This window comes from Arthrobacter sp. LFS091, assembly GCF_047977885.1.
In the GTDB taxonomy this organism is placed as follows: Bacteria; Actinomycetota; Actinomycetes; order Actinomycetales; family Micrococcaceae; genus Arthrobacter.
This window is the reverse complement of record NZ_JBFPFP010000007.1, coordinates 284,628-302,439: the sequence shown is the minus strand read 5'-3', so window position 1 is coordinate 302,439 and position 17,812 is coordinate 284,628. Positions and strand designations below refer to the sequence as shown.

The 17,812-nt window shown below is 62.9% G+C and carries 17 protein-coding genes and 1 tRNA gene; 5 read left to right on the top strand and 13 right to left on the bottom strand.

Annotation, left to right across the window (positions count from 1 at the left end):
* Positions 1-3: 3 nt before the first annotated feature.
* The 5 genes from crcB to ACNQOP_RS15300 are packed head-to-tail and all read right to left on the bottom strand — an operon-like array spanning position 4 to position 3,635.
* Complete coding sequence (crcB, locus tag ACNQOP_RS15320; protein ID WP_257371208.1) at positions 4-369, bottom strand: fluoride efflux transporter CrcB; 366 nt, start codon at positions 367-369, stop codon at positions 4-6.
* Complete coding sequence (locus tag ACNQOP_RS15315) at positions 366-809, bottom strand: fluoride efflux transporter FluC (RefSeq protein ID WP_416404983.1); 444 nt, start codon at positions 807-809, stop codon at positions 366-368. The genes crcB and ACNQOP_RS15315 overlap by 4 nt, the downstream gene beginning before the upstream one ends.
* Positions 796-1,320 (bottom strand): universal stress protein, encoded by a 525-nt coding sequence (locus ACNQOP_RS15310; protein WP_257371210.1) that lies wholly within the window; start codon positions 1,318-1,320, stop codon positions 796-798. The genes ACNQOP_RS15315 and ACNQOP_RS15310 overlap by 14 nt, the downstream gene beginning before the upstream one ends.
* Before the next feature lie 60 nt (positions 1,321-1,380).
* Positions 1,381-3,087, bottom strand: a complete 1,707-nt coding sequence (locus tag ACNQOP_RS15305; protein ID WP_416404982.1) for an ABC1 kinase family protein — start codon at positions 3,085-3,087, stop codon at positions 1,381-1,383.
* Positions 3,088-3,092: 5 nt separating this feature from the next.
* A complete protein-coding gene (locus ACNQOP_RS15300; protein ID WP_235517017.1) occupies positions 3,093-3,635 on the bottom strand; it encodes a PadR family transcriptional regulator in 543 nt (180 codons plus the stop codon).
* A 187-nt stretch (positions 3,636-3,822) separates the two neighbouring features.
* On the opposite strand from ACNQOP_RS15300, the gene ACNQOP_RS15295 reads away from it, so the two are divergent.
* Positions 3,823-4,227 carry a hypothetical protein gene (locus ACNQOP_RS15295; protein ID WP_416404981.1) on the top strand — a complete coding sequence of 135 codons (405 nt, stop codon included), beginning with the start codon at positions 3,823-3,825 and terminating at the stop codon, positions 4,225-4,227.
* Positions 4,228-4,864: 637 nt separating this feature from the next.
* On the opposite strand, the gene ACNQOP_RS15290 is transcribed toward ACNQOP_RS15295, so the two are convergent.
* Positions 4,865-5,683 carry a class I SAM-dependent methyltransferase gene (locus ACNQOP_RS15290; RefSeq protein WP_416404980.1) on the bottom strand — a complete coding sequence of 273 codons (819 nt, stop codon included), beginning with the start codon at positions 5,681-5,683 and terminating at the stop codon, positions 4,865-4,867.
* Between the two features lie 84 nt (positions 5,684-5,767).
* On the opposite strand from ACNQOP_RS15290, the gene ACNQOP_RS15285 reads away from it, so the two are divergent.
* Entirely contained in the window at positions 5,768-6,271 is a 504-nt protein-coding gene (locus ACNQOP_RS15285; protein ID WP_416404979.1) for a MarR family winged helix-turn-helix transcriptional regulator, read from the top strand.
* A 66-nt stretch (positions 6,272-6,337) separates the two neighbouring features.
* Here ACNQOP_RS15285 and ACNQOP_RS15280 read toward each other — a convergent pair.
* The 5 genes from ACNQOP_RS15280 to galU form a co-directional block, all read right to left on the bottom strand.
* A tRNA-Ala gene (locus ACNQOP_RS15280) sits at positions 6,338-6,410 on the bottom strand.
* A 35-nt stretch (positions 6,411-6,445) separates the two neighbouring features.
* Positions 6,446-7,246, bottom strand: coding sequence for an SDR family oxidoreductase (locus ACNQOP_RS15275; protein WP_416404978.1), 801 nt, complete (start codon positions 7,244-7,246; stop codon positions 6,446-6,448).
* Between the two features lie 9 nt (positions 7,247-7,255).
* Positions 7,256-8,137 carry a hypothetical protein gene (locus ACNQOP_RS15270; RefSeq protein WP_416405015.1) on the bottom strand — a complete coding sequence of 294 codons (882 nt, stop codon included), beginning with the start codon at positions 8,135-8,137 and terminating at the stop codon, positions 7,256-7,258.
* A gap of 130 nt (positions 8,138-8,267) precedes the next feature.
* On the bottom strand, positions 8,268-8,894 hold the full coding sequence (locus ACNQOP_RS15265) for a GNAT family N-acetyltransferase (protein WP_416404977.1): 627 nt from the start codon (positions 8,892-8,894) through the stop codon (positions 8,268-8,270).
* Positions 8,895-8,900: 6 nt separating this feature from the next.
* On the bottom strand, positions 8,901-9,806 hold the full coding sequence (gene galU, locus ACNQOP_RS15260; RefSeq protein WP_284986521.1) for a UTP--glucose-1-phosphate uridylyltransferase GalU: 906 nt from the start codon (positions 9,804-9,806) through the stop codon (positions 8,901-8,903).
* A 131-nt stretch (positions 9,807-9,937) separates the two neighbouring features.
* On the opposite strand from galU, the gene ACNQOP_RS15255 reads away from it, so the two are divergent.
* The 3 genes from ACNQOP_RS15255 to cpaB all read left to right on the top strand — a co-directional run bounded on the left by ACNQOP_RS15255 (position 9,938) and on the right by cpaB (position 11,831).
* A complete protein-coding gene (locus ACNQOP_RS15255) occupies positions 9,938-10,540 on the top strand; it encodes a 5-formyltetrahydrofolate cyclo-ligase (protein WP_416404976.1) in 603 nt (200 codons plus the stop codon).
* A gap of 154 nt (positions 10,541-10,694) precedes the next feature.
* Positions 10,695-10,967 carry an FmdB family zinc ribbon protein gene (locus ACNQOP_RS15250; RefSeq protein ID WP_235517030.1) on the top strand — a complete coding sequence of 91 codons (273 nt, stop codon included), beginning with the start codon at positions 10,695-10,697 and terminating at the stop codon, positions 10,965-10,967.
* A 69-nt stretch (positions 10,968-11,036) separates the two neighbouring features.
* Positions 11,037-11,831, top strand: coding sequence for a Flp pilus assembly protein CpaB (cpaB, locus tag ACNQOP_RS15245; protein ID WP_416404975.1), 795 nt, complete (start codon positions 11,037-11,039; stop codon positions 11,829-11,831).
* 23 nt (positions 11,832-11,854) lie between these two features.
* Here cpaB and ACNQOP_RS15240 read toward each other — a convergent pair whose 3' ends face one another.
* Both ACNQOP_RS15240 and guaA read right to left on the bottom strand, forming a co-directional pair.
* Positions 11,855-16,018 carry an AAA family ATPase gene (locus ACNQOP_RS15240; RefSeq protein ID WP_416404974.1) on the bottom strand — a complete coding sequence of 1,388 codons (4,164 nt, stop codon included), beginning with the start codon at positions 16,016-16,018 and terminating at the stop codon, positions 11,855-11,857.
* Between the two features lie 161 nt (positions 16,019-16,179).
* Positions 16,180-17,769 carry a glutamine-hydrolyzing GMP synthase gene (gene guaA / locus ACNQOP_RS15235; RefSeq protein WP_257371218.1) on the bottom strand — a complete coding sequence of 530 codons (1,590 nt, stop codon included), beginning with the start codon at positions 17,767-17,769 and terminating at the stop codon, positions 16,180-16,182.
* Between the last annotated feature and the right edge of the window lie 43 nt (positions 17,770-17,812).

The window sequence follows — 17,812 nt, the reverse complement described above, 5'->3', positions numbered from 1 at the left end:
GGGTCAAAGAACAGCGATCCACACGCCGGTTGCAGCGGCCAGAACGCTGGCGGCCATTGTTCCCAGCCCGTTGACCAGCGCCAAACCCGTTCGACCGCTTTGGACCAGGCGAATGGTCTCAAGGCTGGCAGTACTGAACGTGGTGTAGCCACCCAGGAAGCCTGTGCCGGCGATCAGCAGCAGCGACTCGGGCGCCTGCCCACGCATGACAAGTCCTGCTAGGAAGCCCAGCAACAACGAACCGGAAACGTTGATCACAATGGTGCCCCACGGCAACGCGGTCCGGAAGCGTGCACGGACGAGTCCATCCACGACGAATCGGGCCGCCGCGCCCAGTCCGCCTGCGAGTGCCAAAAGGACCACTGTCACGGCGTCCGGCCTTTGACGAGCCTGTGCTGCCACGAACCCAACCAGATACCTGCCGTGGTAGCGGCAGCACCGCCCACGAGGCTGGCGGCAAGATAACCCATGGCTGCGGGTGCCGTTCCCGCTGCGAACAAGTGCACAGCGTCCACTGCCAAGGTGCTGTACGTGGTGTAGGCGCCCAAGAACCCCGTGCCCAAGGCGAGCCTGAGGACCCGGCGGCTTCCGGCGTCGGGCCCCCTGCGTGACAATCCTTCGAGCAGTGCACCGAGCGCCAAAGCGCCGGTCAGGTTGATCACCAGGGTGGCAAGAGGCCACCCCCCTGGCGCCGGAATGACCAAACCAAGGCCGTAACGCGCCAGCGCTCCCAGGACCCCGCCTCCAGCCACCGTTCCAATGAACCGCCAATGAAGGTGGACTGGTCGCTTGGCCTCAGTTGTCGTCATCGTCGGCCGGAACCCTCGGATTTACGGGGACAACCAGCACGGGACGGTCCTGACGGTGGCTTAGATGGCGGGCCACGGATCCGGAGGTCATTTCCTTAAGTGCGGCCGCCAGCGTATGGTCCCGGGTGCCCACCACGATCATGGACGCGTCCAGTGCATGGGCTTCGCGGGCCAGCGCGTGTGCGGGCTCCCCAGCCAGTGGCACCAGAGACCATTCGACGCCCGCCCCAGCGAGTTGGGCGGTCAACGATGCCTTCAGCGAGCGCGGAATGGCCTCGGAATCCTCATCAACACCGTCAGGATCTATCGGCGCCCAGGGACCCCCGGCGGTGCCATCAACCGGATAGACCGTAGCGTCAGCGTAAGCGCACACCAAAGGCCGTCCCAGAAGGGCCGACATGCGGGCTGCCTGCTCAACCACAACCGGGTGTTGACCGGGCATGACGCCCACCAGGATTGGGCCGGCCAGGCTGCCGGGTTCCGGCGGGAGGCGTTCGGGGATGTCAGTCACACGGCAAGTCTAAGACGCGCTTCCGGGCGCACCTGCAACGCCTTGCCCATTCCGCGCCCATCATCCACGGCGACCGGCCCACCAGCCGGCAAGCAGCGGCAGCAGCGAGCCGATCATCAGAACGGTACCCAGAGCAGGGTCGGTTGGCCGAACGACGGCGCCCGCAATCAGGACGGCCCCAAAGACCACTGCGCCCACAGCCCTGTGTGCAAGACGGATGAGGCGTGCCACTTGCCGTTCCAGCCGTCGGCTGGAAATCTGCAGCGTGCCGTCCTCGATCTGCGTGATCACGCCATCCAGGCGTTTGGGCAACCGCAGGGCTACCACCGCGGCATCCAACGCCTGGGCCGCCACATCCTTGGCGAGCCCACCGCGCTCATCACGGATCAACTGTGCCGCGTAAGGCTCCACCGAATCCCAAAGATTGAACCGGCTATCCAGCGAACTACAAACGCCCGAGGTGAGGGACATGGCCCGGATGATGAGCAGGAAATTCTCCGGCAACTGAAAGGGCAGCGACCGGACCACCGTGCCGAACTCGGCACCAAAGTCACGGAACTCGCGTGGATCCACGTCCCGCAGTTCGGCAAAGCCCATCCCGCCAAACCTGTCGAAGAGCTGCGACATGGCCCGTTCAAGCTCAGGTTTGTCAGCCGAAGGCATCAGCACTCCGACGTCGCCGATGGCGTTCACCAGCCCCTTGCCATCACGGGATGCGGCCGCAATCAGGAGTTTGCGCAGGCCACTTCGAGTCCCCGGGGCCACCTCGCCCATCATGCCGAAATCGATGAACGTCAGCCGCCATGGATGTTCAGCCTGGCCTTTCGTTGGAGTGACGAAAATATTGCCCGGATGAGGATCTGCGTGGAAGAAACCGTTGGTGAAAAGCTGGTCAAACATGACGGAGGCGAAAACCGGCGCGACCTCGGCAGGGTCAATGCCGGCTTCCCGCAACGCCTCGGCGTCGGTGATTTTGATGGCCGTGACGTCTTCAAGGGTGAGTACGCGCCTGGTTGTCCGCTCCCAGACGACGGCGGGCACCGTCACCCGCGCATCGTCGGCGAAATCAGCAGCGAATCGTTCTGAGTTCGCCGCCTCGTTCAAATAGTCGATTTCCTCGAGGCTGGTCTTCTCGAACTCTTTGATCAGGGCCGCCACATCGGCCCGGTCAGACACGAGGCGGATGCGGCTCAGCCAGCCTCCGACCCTGCGCAAGGCGGCCAGGTCGACGTCGACAATTGCTTGGATGCCCGGGCGCTGAACCTTGAACACCACGCTGCTGAGTCCGGTGTCAGCGGCATTAGCGGGCAGAAGCTGTGCCCGGTGCGCCTGGCCGAGGGAGGCCGCGGCGATGGGCACTTCCTCGATCGAAGCAAAAACTGCCCCCAAGGGCGCGCCCAGTTCGGCCTCGGCAAGGGAACGGATCGCGGGGAAAGGCACCGCAGGCACCTCATCTTGCAGCCCTTCCAATTCGGCAGTGATCTCCGGCGGAAGGACATCAAGGCGCGAAGACATGAACTGCCCCACCTTGATCATCAGGCCCCCGAGCTCAACCGCCAGGTCATGGAACCGTCGGGCGAAGGAGCGCATCCTGCGGGCCCGGTTCCGCTCCCCCACCCAACGCAGCCCCACCCGCGGCAGTAAGAGCTCAAACCACCACGTGACGGAAAGGTGCCAAGCGGCGAAACGCAGGATTCGGCGATAGCGGGCACGGGTATTACCCCCGCCCGGTACTGGATCTGCCCGATCGCGCCGAACCGACGTCACCCCTGTCAATCCTGGGCGAGGATGGAGTAGAGCCGGCGTCGTGCCTCTTCGAGCACGGTAACAGCTTCCTGCACCTGCTTGGGCGTCCCGGTGCGGCCCACCTGCGCCGCCGCTTGCGCAAGCGCCATTCCGGCTTTGGGAAGGGCCCCGAACCCTGGGCCCGCACCAGTACCCGACGACTCCCACGGCGCGGACGTTTCAGACTCAGCCAGGTACTCCCGACCGGCCTCCGTCAGGGAATGGATCTTGCGTCCGTTGGATTCCTCCGAGCTGATGAACCCTTCGTCCGCCAGCAGTTGCAGGGTGGGATAGACGGACCCGGCGCTTGGCTTCCAGCTCCCCTTGCTGCGCTCATCGATTTCACGGATGATCTGGTAGCCGTGCATGGGACGCTCTGCCAGCAGTGCCAGGACAGCCGTGCGGAGTTCGCCCCGCCCTGCCCTGGTTCCGGACCGTTTCTCAAACCGGGAACGAAACTCGTCAACGGCCTGCCACATCCCGTCAAAACTGTTGCCCATAAATCCGCCTGCGGGGAATGAATCCTGCATCTTGCCCACCTCAATACGTCGCGAACGATACTGAACGATAGTTAACGATATGCCGCAGACCGGGCGCAGACAATGGGGTTATCTTGTCGAATGCGGCCGGGTCCGTCGTCCCTGCCCTTGTCGTGGGCTCTATTCACGCCGTCAAGACCAGCAGGGTTATGCTAATCGTTGGATTTACTATTCCGGCGTGGCAGAGGGTACAGACCGCATTGCCAAGGATCAGGCTGCTCCATCGAACGGACCTGCACTGCGATCAGCAAGGACTGGCCGGATAGTAGGTCTCGGAGTCCTACTGGTGGTGATCGTGCTCCTGTCATCCTGCGTTTACAGATTTGTCGCCCCACTGGCGACTCCGAGTGTCTTCGGCTTGGACCGAAAACTCGTCGCAATGCCGTGCGTCACCTGGATAGACAGCGACCCCCGCGGAGGGAACATCGCAGTTCGCGGCCCCCTGGTTTCATACCTGATCGGCGTCTCGTCCGACTGCACGGCATCCGATGTGGAGAACATCCTGTGGACCGTACTTAGGGGCGCGGGTGACACAGGGGCCGACCTGGAGGGACTGGACCTCGTTTGTGGCTCAGACCGATGAAGCGCGGTACAGCCCGTTCTCCGAGGACCTGGAGATCGGCAGACTCAGCGGGGAGGGCAGCCTCTCCCGTGAGCAGATTCCGCACCTTGCCTCACACTGGGTGACACTCCGTGAGTTGGACCCGATGAGTCAGCTGGACTCCCGAAGGGACTTCAGCGAGGACAGCCGGGATTTTGAGCTCCGGATGGAGGTAACTCTCAATATGACTCAAAATAATCTGGAGGGGCCCCGGAAGTCATTCCGACGGAACTAATTTTCAAAAACTACCCACTGGAAGATCACCTCGCCAAACCCTGGTGGCAATGACAACCAGGCCGTCAGTATCAGGGTGTATAACGTGCACGACGCCCAGCTCAGCCCATGGGAGGAAGACATTCTGCAGAACACCTTGCCACCGATCGAGCAACCGCCGTGTGGCCCCATCTGACCTCGACGATTGACAGGCTGGACGCCACTGGCGAACCGTTCAGCTTGAAATAGGATTGAGCTCCGACGCGGCAAAGCCCTACAGCATGAGGCATGGTGCAGGGTCAGACATGAGTGGCCACCTGACCTCGCAGCGGTGCAATGTCACGCCAAAGGAACATGAGGTTTGGAATTCGATGGATGGGCCTCTCTACGGCTATTGGCTGAACCCTCAGCGTCCTAGTACGGCAGAATCGTTGGCATCAAAAAACTGCCTTGGCGGAGCGGCTAGCCAGACGGTCCAGTAGTCAATTTCCTCAATTGGCTTTTCGGCATCGACCTTGGCGGAAATGTAATCGATGAGGCGCTCGAGCTCCGAAGTGGTGAGCTCATGCAGTATGGACCGGCCCGTTCGTGCTCTCAGGTCGTCGGACAACTCATCGATTGAAGCGTAGGTCCGGCGCCTTTCGGCAAGCGTGTGTCGTTCAGCGTTGCTGAACCCAGCCGAAAGAAGGTCGGCCTCCACCTGTTGTTCCTTGGGGCGGCGCGCTGCCTCGAAGTCAAGAAGGTGGGGATAAAGTTCGAAGAAGTAGCCACGGAGGTGTGTCGGCGATCCAGGTCGACGTACGTCCGTCATCGTCCGGTCCTGGATCATCAAACGCCCGGTCGGGGCTAGGATTCTTTTAGCTTCCCGATAAGCGAGTACTGGTTCCTCGAGATGGTGAACCAGGGCCCGCTGGAAGACCAGATCAGCCGAGTGGTCCACCAACCCTGTCGCGGTGGCATCTGCCAGCAAAAAGGTCAGGTCCGGCGACTCGTCAGCCCGCGTGACGGCATCTTCGATCATCTGGGCGGAGAAATCGACGCCGACCACTGACTCAGCTCCGAGTTCAAGCCATGAGGTCGAATAGATCCCTCCACCGCACCCTATGTCCGCTACCCGCAGGCCTCGAGGATCGATCAGCGCGGTGATGCCTTGCGTCCACGTCGGGTCGGCAACGCGCAGGGCATAAGTATTGCGGTTGCCAGGGCTGGAGAAGTCGATGGGCATAGGGCGCTCCGTTCGGGACCGGTTTAGGTTACGAGCGTGACGTTACCCGCCAAAATATCTTGACGTCAAGATATACTGGATGGTGTGAAAGCAACCCCTGACGCACCTGCCGACAACGTCGACCTGCTTATCGACGGATGGAAACGCGCTCTTCCCCACATCGATCCCTCCCCTCTTCATATCTTCAGTCGCATCGGCCGGATCGCGCAGCGTCTGGACGCAGCGCGCAGGGAGGCCTACGCGATACACAATCTGCAGGGGTGGGAATTTGATGTCCTTTCGGCTCTGCGAAGGTCCGAACCGCCGCATGAACTCACCCCCGGGGAACTGATTCAACAGACCCTTGTCACGTCCGGAACAATGACCAACCGTGTAAGCCGATTGTTGGACCGATCCCTGGTAGAGAGGCGCGTCAGCGACCGTGATGGCCGGGTGGTCCTTGTGCGGCTCACCGGCAGTGGCCGAGCCACCGTGGAAGCGGCGTTCACCACGCTGATCGAGAAAGAACGGATGCTGATAGCCGGCGTCCCCGGCCTTCATGAGGAGCTCATCGGACCGCTCCGAGCGATGCTTCTGGCTCTCGAGTAAGGCCTGAAAGGCTTGCAGACGACCGCGGAGGCTGGAAACTTCCGCGGATTCTAGGCCTTGAATGGGTGGAGCTAAGGAGATTCGAACTCCTGACCTCTTCGATGCGAACGAAGCGCTCTACCAACTGAGCTATAGCCCCTGGGTCCGGTTTGATGCCGGACCAGTGTCCCTAGGCTATAAAGTTTCGCGGCGCTTTTCCAACCACGACACGAACGTCTCGGAACCAACCTTTTGTTCGGGGACCAGGTTATGGCCTGCACGCAGGTAAGCGCCCATCGGGCCCGGCAGCGGCAGCCCGATGATCTTTCCGCGGGCGCCCGTGACGCGTTTCCAATCCTCCGCCATCTGCCGCATGGTGAGCTCCTCCGGGCCACCTACAGTGCGGACGCTGTGCGGTGGAGCCTCCGCCTCAGCCGTGGCCGCTTCGAGCAGGGAGGCCGCGGCATCCGCCGGCGAGATGGTCTGGAACCTGGCGCCGTTGAAAGTGGGGATGAGTCCTAGTCGCGCGCCTGCGGCGAAGACCATCGCGACGAGGCCGTGGAACTGCGTGGCCCGGACGACCACGGTTTGCAGCGGCGACTCGGCGTACGCGCGCTCCTTTTCGGCCTTGGAAACGTAATACGAATAGGTGCTCAGATCGCAGTTGATGATCGACAGCGCCACAATCCTGACCACCCCGGCCAGGTGGGCAGCCGCGGCGAGGCGCGCGCCGCCGTCGGCGAATTGCTTTTTGGCTTTGCCGAACTGTCCCTCAAGGCAATCAATAACGACGTCGGTACCCGCCAGGGCGGCGGCCAGCCCGTCGCCCGTGGTGACGTCGGCAGCGAAGTAGGCTGCGCCGTCGAGACGATCCGCTGAGGCCATGGCGGGCACGTGGCGGCTGAGAACGGAGACCGTGTGCCCGGCAGCCACGGCGAGGCGGACAACTTCCCGGCCAACCTGGCCGGTGCCCCCTGCAACGCAGATACTGGTCATGGAGGGCTGTTAGGCGCGACGGCGCTGAAGGACGTCATCCAGGTTGCTGAGGGCGCTCTGGCTCTTGACGGAAACCGCAACCGCTTCGGCCTGCTCGGCGTTCTGCTTCAAGATGGGCTTGCCCACGGGCTTGGGGGCTTCCGGGAGATCCAGCGGCTCAGGTGCCGGGCGCGCTGCTTTCGCGGCATCGACATACGTGGGCTTCGGGACCTCCACAGGTTTCCAGCTTGCGCCCTTGGATTCCTGGGCAGACTTGGCCGAGTGATCCCCGGCTGCCACGGCAACTGCCAGCGCGGCTTGACGCAGTTCATCAGCTGTAGGCCGGTTGGCTTCGCGGCTGGCGGCCTCGGCATCGAAGACGGTGGTCGCCTTGGGCTCGTCCGGCTCTTCCTTTGGCAGGTAACGGGCGGGAGTCGGGATCGGCGCGGCCTGCGCTGCACGCCGCGCGCGTCGTTCGCGCAGGTCCCGAAGGGCAAGCCTGCGCAACACCACGACGGCGACTACCGCACCGACCAGCGAGACGAGCGGCAACCACAGCGATCCCTTACCGAAGAGGCAAAGGATGCCTGAAACGATCGCCGTCAAAAGCAGGGCAAGGCCCGACAACGCCAACGTAAAGCGGGCGTACCGAATAGTGAAGGGTGTGGAGGACGACTTCCGGGCAGCAGTTTCGGCCGGTGTGGATCCCTGGGGCGACGCCGGTGCTGTCCTGTGCATGGTCTCCATCGGTTTCTCCTGCTGAGGTGCCAAAGTCAGTACCACCCCTGCCTGCGGTTCGTCTGGTTCGTCGTCGATTGCGTCTGCTGGAACAGCCACTGTTTGGACTTGTGAACGCCTGTTCCGTAAAACATAAGGCGCCACCCAGACCATCCACAGCGCGACAGCGACCACGAGTATCACTGAGCTGCTGAGAGGGAAGTCCACATTCAAAACCGTAGAAGCAAATGACCGGGGGCGGCGGCATTGAGGCCGGTGTGTCGTGGGCGAGTCCGCAAATGACTGGAGTTAGGGCCGAAAAGGCCTATGACCTGCCCGTTTGTCCGCTGAGCCACCTGCGCAGGAGTCCTTCGGGAACTTCATCGGAAGTAAGTGCAAAGGAACGGTGGTCGGCCCACTCGCCATTGATGTGCAAGTACCGTTCCTTGTAGCCCTCATCGCGGAAACCCAGTTTCTCCACAACCCTGAGGCTTGGCGCGTTTTCCGGGCGGATATTGATTTCCATGCGGTGCAGGCCCAGCACGCGGAAGCAATGGTCTGTCGCCATCGCAACGGCCGTCGGAGCGATGCCATGCCCGGCGCGGTCCCTATCCACCCAATAGCCCAGGGTAGCCATCATGGCCGAACCCCAGACAATGGACGATACCGTCAACTGGCCTACGATTTTCGGTTCACGGAAGCCGGGCGTCCGCTCGACAATGACAAATGGCAGCGCGGTGGACTGACGGGCCTGGTCGTTCAGGGAGGCCACCATCTGGCGATAGCTGGGGAGGCGCCCACCCGGAGCCGGGTTGGACGCCTCCCATGGCGCCAGCCATTCGCTGTTCCGTGAACGGACTTCGGACCACTCCCGCTTATCGCGGTAACGGATGGGCCGCAGCAACAGGTCTCCGCTTTCCAGCGTCACCGGCCAGATCGCAGAGCCGTACATCCGTTGTTACTTGGGAAGTGCTGCAGTGAAGGTCGGCAGCCACTCGCGCAATTCGGGGCCGAGGTCCTCGCGTTCGCAGGCGAGCTCGATGCAGGCCTTGAGGTAGCTCAGTTTGTCGCCGGTGTCGAAGCGGCGTCCGCGGAAGACCACGCCGTATACGCCATAGCCTTCACCCTCGCCTGCAGCCAGCACCTCGAGGGCATCCGTCAGCTGGATTTCCCCTCCGCGGCCCGGCCCTGTGTTCTCCAGGACCTCAAACACGGCCGGGTGGAGGACGTAGCGGCCAATGACGGCCAGATTTGATGGAGCTTCTTCCGGCGAAGGCTTCTCCACGAGCTGCTTGATGCGCACGTAGCCGTCCTCGCCTTCGTCCTCCACGTCCGCGCAGCCGTAGGCGCTGATCTTTGATGGCTCAACTTCGATGAGGGCCACCACGGATCCGCCGGTCTTCTGCTGGACAGCAATCATTTCGCTGAGCAGGTCGTCCTTAGGATCGATCAGGTCATCACCAAGGAGCACGGCGAACGGTTCGTGGCCGACGTGCTGCTTTGCACGAAGGACTGCATGGCCGAGCCCGTTGGCGTCGCCCTGGCGAACGTAGTGGATGTCGCCCAGGTTGGTGGCCGACTGAATGGCCTCCAACTTGGCAGTGTCACCCTTTTCGGCAAGCGTTGCCTCAAGGGCCGGCACACGGTCGAAGTGATCTTCAAGGGCGCGCTTGCTGCGCCCCGTGATCATGAGGACGTCGTGCAGGCCCACCTTAACGGCTTCTTCGACGACGTACTGGATGGCTGGCTTATCAACCACGGGCAGCATTTCCTTGGGCATCGCCTTTGTTGCAGGCAGGAACCTGGTGCCAAGGCCCGCTGCGGGGATGACGGCCTTACGGACAGCATTGTTATCGAGAGTCACCGGACTAATCTAACGGAAGGAAGACATCAACGGCTAAACCCCGCCGCACCGAAAGAGGGTTTTTTGTTTCAGGGAAGGGCAGCCCTCCTGCTCCTTCCGGTGTTACGTACGGACCCAAAGAACGGATACATATGGCAACGAAGGAAGAGATCCGGAGCAGCCGCCGGTTTCACAGGCGAAGCCTTGCGCCAGAGCAGATTGCAGCCGCCGGCGCGTCTATAGCCCGGCACGGCACGGACTGGGCAGCAACAAGGGCCCCCGCCACCGGCACTTTTGCGGTCTACGTTGGAGTCGCTTTCGAACCCCCCACGCTGCCCCTGATTCAGGCGCTGCACGACGCCGGGCACCGTATCCTGCTCCCGGTCTGCGAGCCGGAAAGGCAATTGAGTTGGGTGTATTGGACGCCGTCGACCGTGTTCGTGCGGTCCTCCTACGCCCCCATTGACGAACCCGAGGGCGAAAGGCTGGAAAGTTCGGTCATCGCGGACGCCGCAGGGATTTTCATGCCGGCCACGGCCGTTGACCGGGACGGAAACAGGATCGGCCAAGGAGGCGGCTACTATGACCGGCTCCTCCAAGGACTCGACGCATCCGGCCAGCGGCCGCCCACCATCGCGGTGGTGTACGACGACGACCTGTTGCCTTCCGGTTCCATACCCGCCGAAGCTTTCGACCGCCCCGTGCGGGAAGTGCTCACGCCCTCCGGAACCGTTCGCCTCGACGGCCCGGAATAGGTGGCCCCGGTTCGATGTTATGAGCTTCAGTCCGGCACGAATGCTGCAATGGCGCCGGATGATAGAATTGGCACTCAGGCCCTGCGACTGCTAACCCGGAGACGCTCCGGATGCGTGGCACAGGACCTGAACCCTGTCCTGAAGGAGGAATTCAGTGCCCACTTACGCATACGCCTGCAAAGACTGTGACCATGCCTTTGACATCGTCCAGTCCTTCTCTGACAGCTCCTTGACGGAGTGCCCCGAATGCAAGGGAGCGCTTCGGAAGAAGTTCAACAGCGTTGGCGTTGTTTTCAAGGGCTCGGGTTTCTACCGCACTGACTCCCGCGACGCCAAAGGAAGCACGGTTTCGGCCGCTCCCGCAGCGCCCGCACCTGCGTCGTCGGCTCCCGCCGCGACTCCGGCCCCGGCAGCCGCAGCCAGCTAAGAGCTCCCTTTTCCACATAGCCCAGCCCGGCACTGTTTCCGTGGGTGCCGTGCTGGCTAGCGTGGCTGCATGCCACATCAGTCACGAAGCACACTCCTTGCCCGGGCCGAGCGATCAGCGGCAGCCGCCGGTAAATGGTCTCCCCCATCGCGTGCGCCGCTGCGCGCCCCCTTTGATTCCAGGTTCAGCCGAAACCGTCCGCGCAACCCTGACACCCGGCGTGGCCTGAAACGCAGGTTCGGATCCTTGATCGGACGGAACCGCCGCCTCACTGTCGCGCTCCTGCTCTGCCTGGCTGCCGGCATCGCAGTCCAGCAGCTCACGCCCGCTTCTGAGCAACGCGTCAACGTACTGGTGGCTGTCCGGGACCTCCCCAGCGGCACCAACCTGGCCGCTTCCGACTTCACCACCATTCCTGTAACCCAGGGTTTGGCAATCCCCACCGCATTTGAGGACCCCGGCGCCCTCGCAGGGCGTCAGCTCGCTGCACCCCTTGGCCAGGGCCAGATCCCCACGGAGTCCAGCCTGCTGGGTCCTGGCTTGCTCACCGGATCACCCCCGGGCACGGCAGCGGTTCCACTCCGGATGGCCGACCCTTCATCCATCCAGTTACTTTCCCCCGGCCAGTTGGTGTCCGTGGTCCTTACCGCAGCCGGATCCTACGATGAGTCCGGCGAAAGCCAGGTCCTGGCTGGTCCTATTGCCGTGCTGTGGACCTCTGCCCAAGGCGGGAAGGCCGGGGAGTGGCTCGGTACGGGTGACAACGACGGCCTGGTGGTTGTGGCTGCCGACCCCCGGCAAGCAGAAAAGCTTGCCGGCGCATCAACGCAGGGCAAGCTTTTCTTTGTACTGGTCAGCCCGTGAAAGGACGTTCCGTCAGGCTGGCATCAGCCCCAGTGCGGGGGCTTTTGCTCCTTGAGCCACTCCTCGTGGTCATAACCGGACTCATCTCCCCAACGGCGGGGGTCGTCCTCTGCAGCCTTGGTTGGAAGAATGCCCTGCGGGGCCGGCTTGGCTGGAACAGCCTTCGACTCCTCCGAGCCCTCAGCGCCGGCCTGGCCGGCATCCTCCGAGCGCTCCGCAGCGCTGTCTTCCCCGCCGGTTACTTGTTCCGTCATTGGTGCTTCTTTTCCGTTGTCGGCTGCAGCATCGGCCGGCTTGGGGCCAGCCTCGCTCCTGCCGGCCGCCCTTCGTGCGCTGGGCGCGAAGGAAGGCGGTGCTTTGTCAAGGTTCAATTGTTCAACATCCACGTCCAGGAAGCCATGCTGGGGAGAGGAAGCGAGCTGCGGGATGTGGTTTTCCAGTCCCAGGTAGGAGCCGATGCGGTCGGCGCAGGACGACGGGTCCGTGAAGACTTCAATCGTCCACAACGACATGTACCGCCACCCCATGCGCTCCAGCAGTTGCGGCCGCAGACGGCTTCGCTCGCGCACGCTCATACGCCTGTAACGTTCGGTGCCATCGGATTCGATGGCCACCGGGGTGGGAATCTCGGCACCCTCCCGGCCAATGGTGTGCACCGGATCCGCGGCGGCAGCGATGTCCAGCACTCCATCGTAGAGATGCCACACACGTGCTCCACGAGCACGCAACCGCTCCCCAAGATCAGCCACCAAGGGATCTTCACCGAGCGCTTGTTCGCTGGCGACGGCGCGGGAAGCAGGTGTTCCAAGGTTGCTGTTTCCAGAGAGTTCGCGGTCCAGCAATTCGTAGAAGTCGACGGCACCGTGAGCCAGTCGATCCTGGTCAAGGTCTTCGGGGCGGAAGCACGTCAGCACGTGCATGGACCGCCGGGCACGGGTCATTGCCAAAGCAAAGCGGTTACGCCCGCCTTCGGTGGACAAAGGCCCGAAGGAGTGGAGCGCACGCCCGTGAGGTGTGCGACCGTAGCCGAGGGAGAAAATGACGTGATCCCGCACCAAGCCCTGGGCGCGCTCCAGGTCCACTACCCTGAAGGACTCGGGACCGGCTCCGAAGAAAGTGGACAGGAGGGGGTGGTTTGGCAGTTGGAGCCTGATGGCCTCACCGATCCTGGCCGCATGGCGGAGGCTGGCCGTTACTACGGCCAGGGATGTGCGAGGACGAAGCCTGGCGTGTTCGAACACCAGGTCCACCACACGGTTGACTTCGGCGGTGACGGACTCAACACCTTCGTGGTCAGCACCCGGGAGGCCAGTGCCATCGGGGATGTATTCCACCAGGATCGAACGGTCCAGCCCCGTGACGGAATTGCCGTCGGGCAGGCGCCGCAGTCCGCCGTCGTAGTAGTTCTTGCTCAGCTGGAGGATCAGGTCCTCGTCCACGGCACGGTAAACCCAATTCAACTGCCATGTGGGCAGCACGCGGGCAAGCGCCTTGAAGGCGCTGTCCACAACCTCGTGGCTGGCTACACCGGCAACCGGAGGTTCCACGGCAACGCTGAAAGTGCGGGCGTTGGCGATCTTTGCATCTCCGAAGGCCACTACTTGCTGTGCCCGGGCAATGGCGGGAAGAACTGCCTGCAAGGAGGTCGACTCAGCGTCGATGATCACCACAGCATCAAACTTCTGTTCTGCAGGAAGTACTCCGGTCAGCAGGTAAGGACTGACCGACCAGACCGGCACCAGCAGCGGAACAAGGTCCGGTGCCTGGGCGCTCAGTGCCGGCAACGTCACACGCCCATCCTTCAACAGGGCACGAAGCAACTCGGCCTGCCGCGGGTGTTCGAGGATGCCTTGACGCCATTTCTGGGCCAGCTGCCAACGAAGCCGGGCCGCGCCACTGGCGATGTGGGCCTGGTCCGCGAGGCGGTATTCGGCCTCGAGGCGGCGCAGCGAATCGCCATCGGACATAGCAAGGTAGTCGTCGCCGCTGATCATGGCTTCCAGCGCAGACTGCCACCAGGCAAGGTCCAGCTCCGCGGCCACCGAGGGTGCCGGGACTTCGCGGGCAGCAAGGTCAGCGAGCAACTCACCAAGACCGTGCTCGCGCATCTCTTCAATCAACAGCGTCCGCTCGGGCAGGGTCTCCAGGGTGGCTGTGTCCGCTACAAGGCGTTCCAACCGCTCCATGAGCTCCGGGTACGGCGTCTGGTGCAGGGAGCCTCCGGCAGCAGTGTGCTTGAGGGCTTCGCCGAGCCGGTGCAGTTCGCCGTCCAATTCCCGGTAAAGAGCACCGAGGTCGGCAAGGCCGGACGGCACAGCCGGGTGACGCTGCGTCGTCGCGTAGCCGGCCCACAAGGCTCGCTGTTCCTGGACGAGTACCAGCGAACTGTGGAGGTCCGCGATGTGGACGCCGGGCCGTACGTATTCTTTGGCTACGCGCCGCAGCCTGGAACGCTGCATGGACGGCATTTCCAGGTTCCGTTCACGTCGCCATGCGGAGCTGGCTGTTGCGGAGATGAGGTCATGGACAGGCCGGTCAAAGATGTCCGGGGTGAACTTGTCCAGGCTTTCCCGCACGGCAATCAGCAGTTCAAGCTGGGCTCCCCATTCGGTGAACGTTTCGCCCAACCTGATTTCGGCGTGGTCGGAAACCTGCTTCATGCGGTCACGCAGGATGGGGAGTTTCTCCTCAGCCAAACGAACCAGTTGCTGGGCTTCTTCTGTCTCCTTGCGGGTCACCAGGCGTGCGCCATGCCAGGGGCTGGAAGTCGAGGCTCGGCTAAAGCTGCCCAGTTCGGCCGCACGGCGCAACCGGCCGGCAAGTTCCTCGCGGTCCTTGATGTTGTCCAGGACGCTGCGCTTCAACCGCACCGTCGTGGATGGCGCAGGGTGGATGGACGTCAATTCGGCGAGCGATTGCATAGCCTGGTACGGGGAACAACCCCAACGCTCACGGACATTGTGCAGGGATGCCACGTGGTCCATCAGGGCATGCCGGTGCTCGATCAACGTCTGGTGAAGGTTACCCAGCTGAGGCTCCAGGGCTTTCTCGCTGCGCATGATGGCACGGACCAGTTGGCCCTTAAGCTGCTGCGGCGTAGTTCCATTGCCCGGCCGGAAGAACATCGAATCAAGGCCCAGCGACTCCAGGTGCGCGGACAAACCAGTAAGGCTGGACTGCCTGTCCCCCACCACCAGTACAGACTTGCCTTCGCTGACCAAGGCACCGATGGCGTTGATCGCGGTCTGTGTTTGCCCACTCCCCGGCGGAGTGCTGACAACAAGCGAATCTCCAGCCCGCACTGCGTCCACCACGTACTGCTGGTCCGTGTCGGCGTCGAGCAAGAGGAGCTCATCAGCGGGATTCCGCTGGTCAAGATCGGGGAACCTGCCCGCTTTGATGGGTTCAGGCTCAATGTCGCCACCGTTGGCTGCACTGGCCAAAGCGGCCACAGTGGGGTTGTTCATGTTGATCCACGGATCATCCAGGTTCCCGGAAAGGTCAGCCAAGGTGGTGACGAGCAGGTTGAACTCCACCTCCGCGCCGTGAATGGGCTGGACCAAGGTAGCCAAGCGGTCCAAAACCGGCTGGGGGTCGAGCCTTGCGGTGTTGTAGGCCATGCGTGCGACCGCATTGACGTCAAAGACGATGCCGTGCACCGTTTTCAGGTGCCGAACCAGGGCCGGGTTCATACGGGCCTGTTCGGTGAGCTGGAGTTCGAAGTCGTCCTCGCCCGGCCGAACGGTGAGGACAATGGACGTAAGCATGACCGGCGCGGAAACGCGCTGGGGCTTCCCACCTACTGCCGATGTCCACACCACGGTACCGGCGGACAAGTATCCGGCTTCGATACCGCGGTCGTTGCTGAGCTCGAAAATTTTGGACCGGATATTCCGGGCTGCCCGGGCAGCGACCAAATACTGTTGCCTGTCCCTGATCAGAGTTGACAGGCGCGTCCTGCGGCCCGCGAGCAGCTGGGCGAGGCCCGACGGGTGCGCATTGCTGAGGTCAATGGCGCCTTCCGGGGTCTTAACGAAACGCAGCATCGTATCTGCCCCGGTAACGGGCTTAAGACCAGACAGCCATTTCCTGAGCTCCTCGGAGCCCTCTTCCTGGCCTAGACCTAATGACACAACTTCTGCCTTCTTTTCTGTACTAGCTTTAGACGCCCTGGACCATACCGGCATACTTTCGAGGGTAGCCGGAATACCCCGCCAGCCCACTTCGCAACGCTGTTCCGACGCGAAATTCGCCGCCAGTTCGCAACCAACTGGCCCTTGGAGGCTCACGATGCCCCCGGTTTGAGCACAATGGCCGGCCTCCCAAGGGAGGCCGGCCATTCAGAATGCTATTCCCACTCGATGGTTCCCGGTGGCTTGCTTGTGACGTCCAGCACCACGCGGTTCACGCCATCCACCTCATTGGTGATGCGGTTGGAGATGCGGGCCAGGAGGTCATAAGGCAACCTGGACCAGTCAGCCGTCATGGCGTCCTCGGAGGACACCGGACGGAGCACGATCGGGTGCCCGTAAGTGCGGCCGTCGCCCTGTACGCCAACGCTGCGGACGTCTGCGAGCAGGACGACCGGCATCTGCCAGACGTCGTTGTCCAAACCGGCGGCCGTCAGCTCCGCACGGGCAATGGCGTCAGCCTTGCGCAGCAGGTCCAGGCGCTCTTTGTTCACTTCGCCAACGATGCGGATACCCAGGCCGGGGCCGGGGAACGGCTGGCGGCCAACGATTTCCTGCGGCAGGCCAAGCTGAGCGCCGACGGCACGGACTTCGTCCTTGAACAGGGCGCGCAGCGGCTCGACAAGCTCGAACTGCAGGTCCTCGGGAAGCCCACCCACGTTGTGGTGGCTCTTGATGTTCGCAGCACCTTCGCCGCCGCCGGATTCGACGACGTCGGGGTACAAGGTGCCCTGGACCAGGAACTTGATCTTCTCGCCGTCGGCTGCGGCCTGGGCGATGATGGCCCGTTCCGCTTCCTCGAAGGCGCGAATGAACTCACGGCCGATGATCTTGCGCTTGGTTTCGGGATCGCTCACGCCGGCAAGAGCCGAGAGGAAGCGTTCCTGCTCATTGGCAACGTACAGGTTGACACCCGTAGCGGCAACGAAGTCCCGTTCAACCTGCTCGGCTTCGCCTTCACGCAGGAGGCCGTGGTCCACGAAGACACAGGTCAACTGGTCGCCGACAGCACGCTGGACCAATGCAGCTGCGACGGCGGAGTCAACGCCACCGGAGAGACCGCAAATGACCTTGGAATCGCCGATTTGCTCGCGGATACGATCCACTTGCTCTTCGAGGATGTTCCCGGTTGTCCAGTTCGGGGTAAGGCCCGCGCCCTTGAAGAGGAAGTTTTCCAGGACGTGCTGGCCCAGGACCGAGTGCTTCACTTCGGGGTGCCACTGCACACCGTAAAGGCGCTTCTCGTCGTTGGCGAAGGCCGCTACCGGGGCACCGGCCGTAGTAGCCAGTACCTCGAAGCCCTCGGGAGCTTCGTGTACGGAGTCGCCGTGGCTCATCCAGGTGTTCTGCGACGCCGGGACGCCATCAAGGATGGAACGTGCGTCACCCACGAGGAGCGCTTCGGTTGCACCGTATTCCCTCAAACCGGTCTGGGCCACTTTGCCACCCAAGGCATTTGCCATGGCCTGGAATCCGTAACAGATGCCGAAAACCGGAACGCCGGCCTCGAAGAGGTCCGGGCCCACGAACGGCGCGCCCTCGGCGTAGACGCTGGAGGGTCCGCCGGAAAGAATGATGGCTGCCGGGTTCTTGGCCAGAAGCTGCTCGGTGGTGAAGGTATGCGGAACGATTTCCGAATACACATTCGCTTCACGGACGCGGCGGGCAATCAGCTGCGCGTACTGGGCACCGTAGTCAACAACCAGCACCGGCTTCTGGGAAGTCTGGGGTGCGGTGGGAGTAGTCACCCACCAAGACTACTTTGCCGGACCGCCCCGGTGCACCTTGACG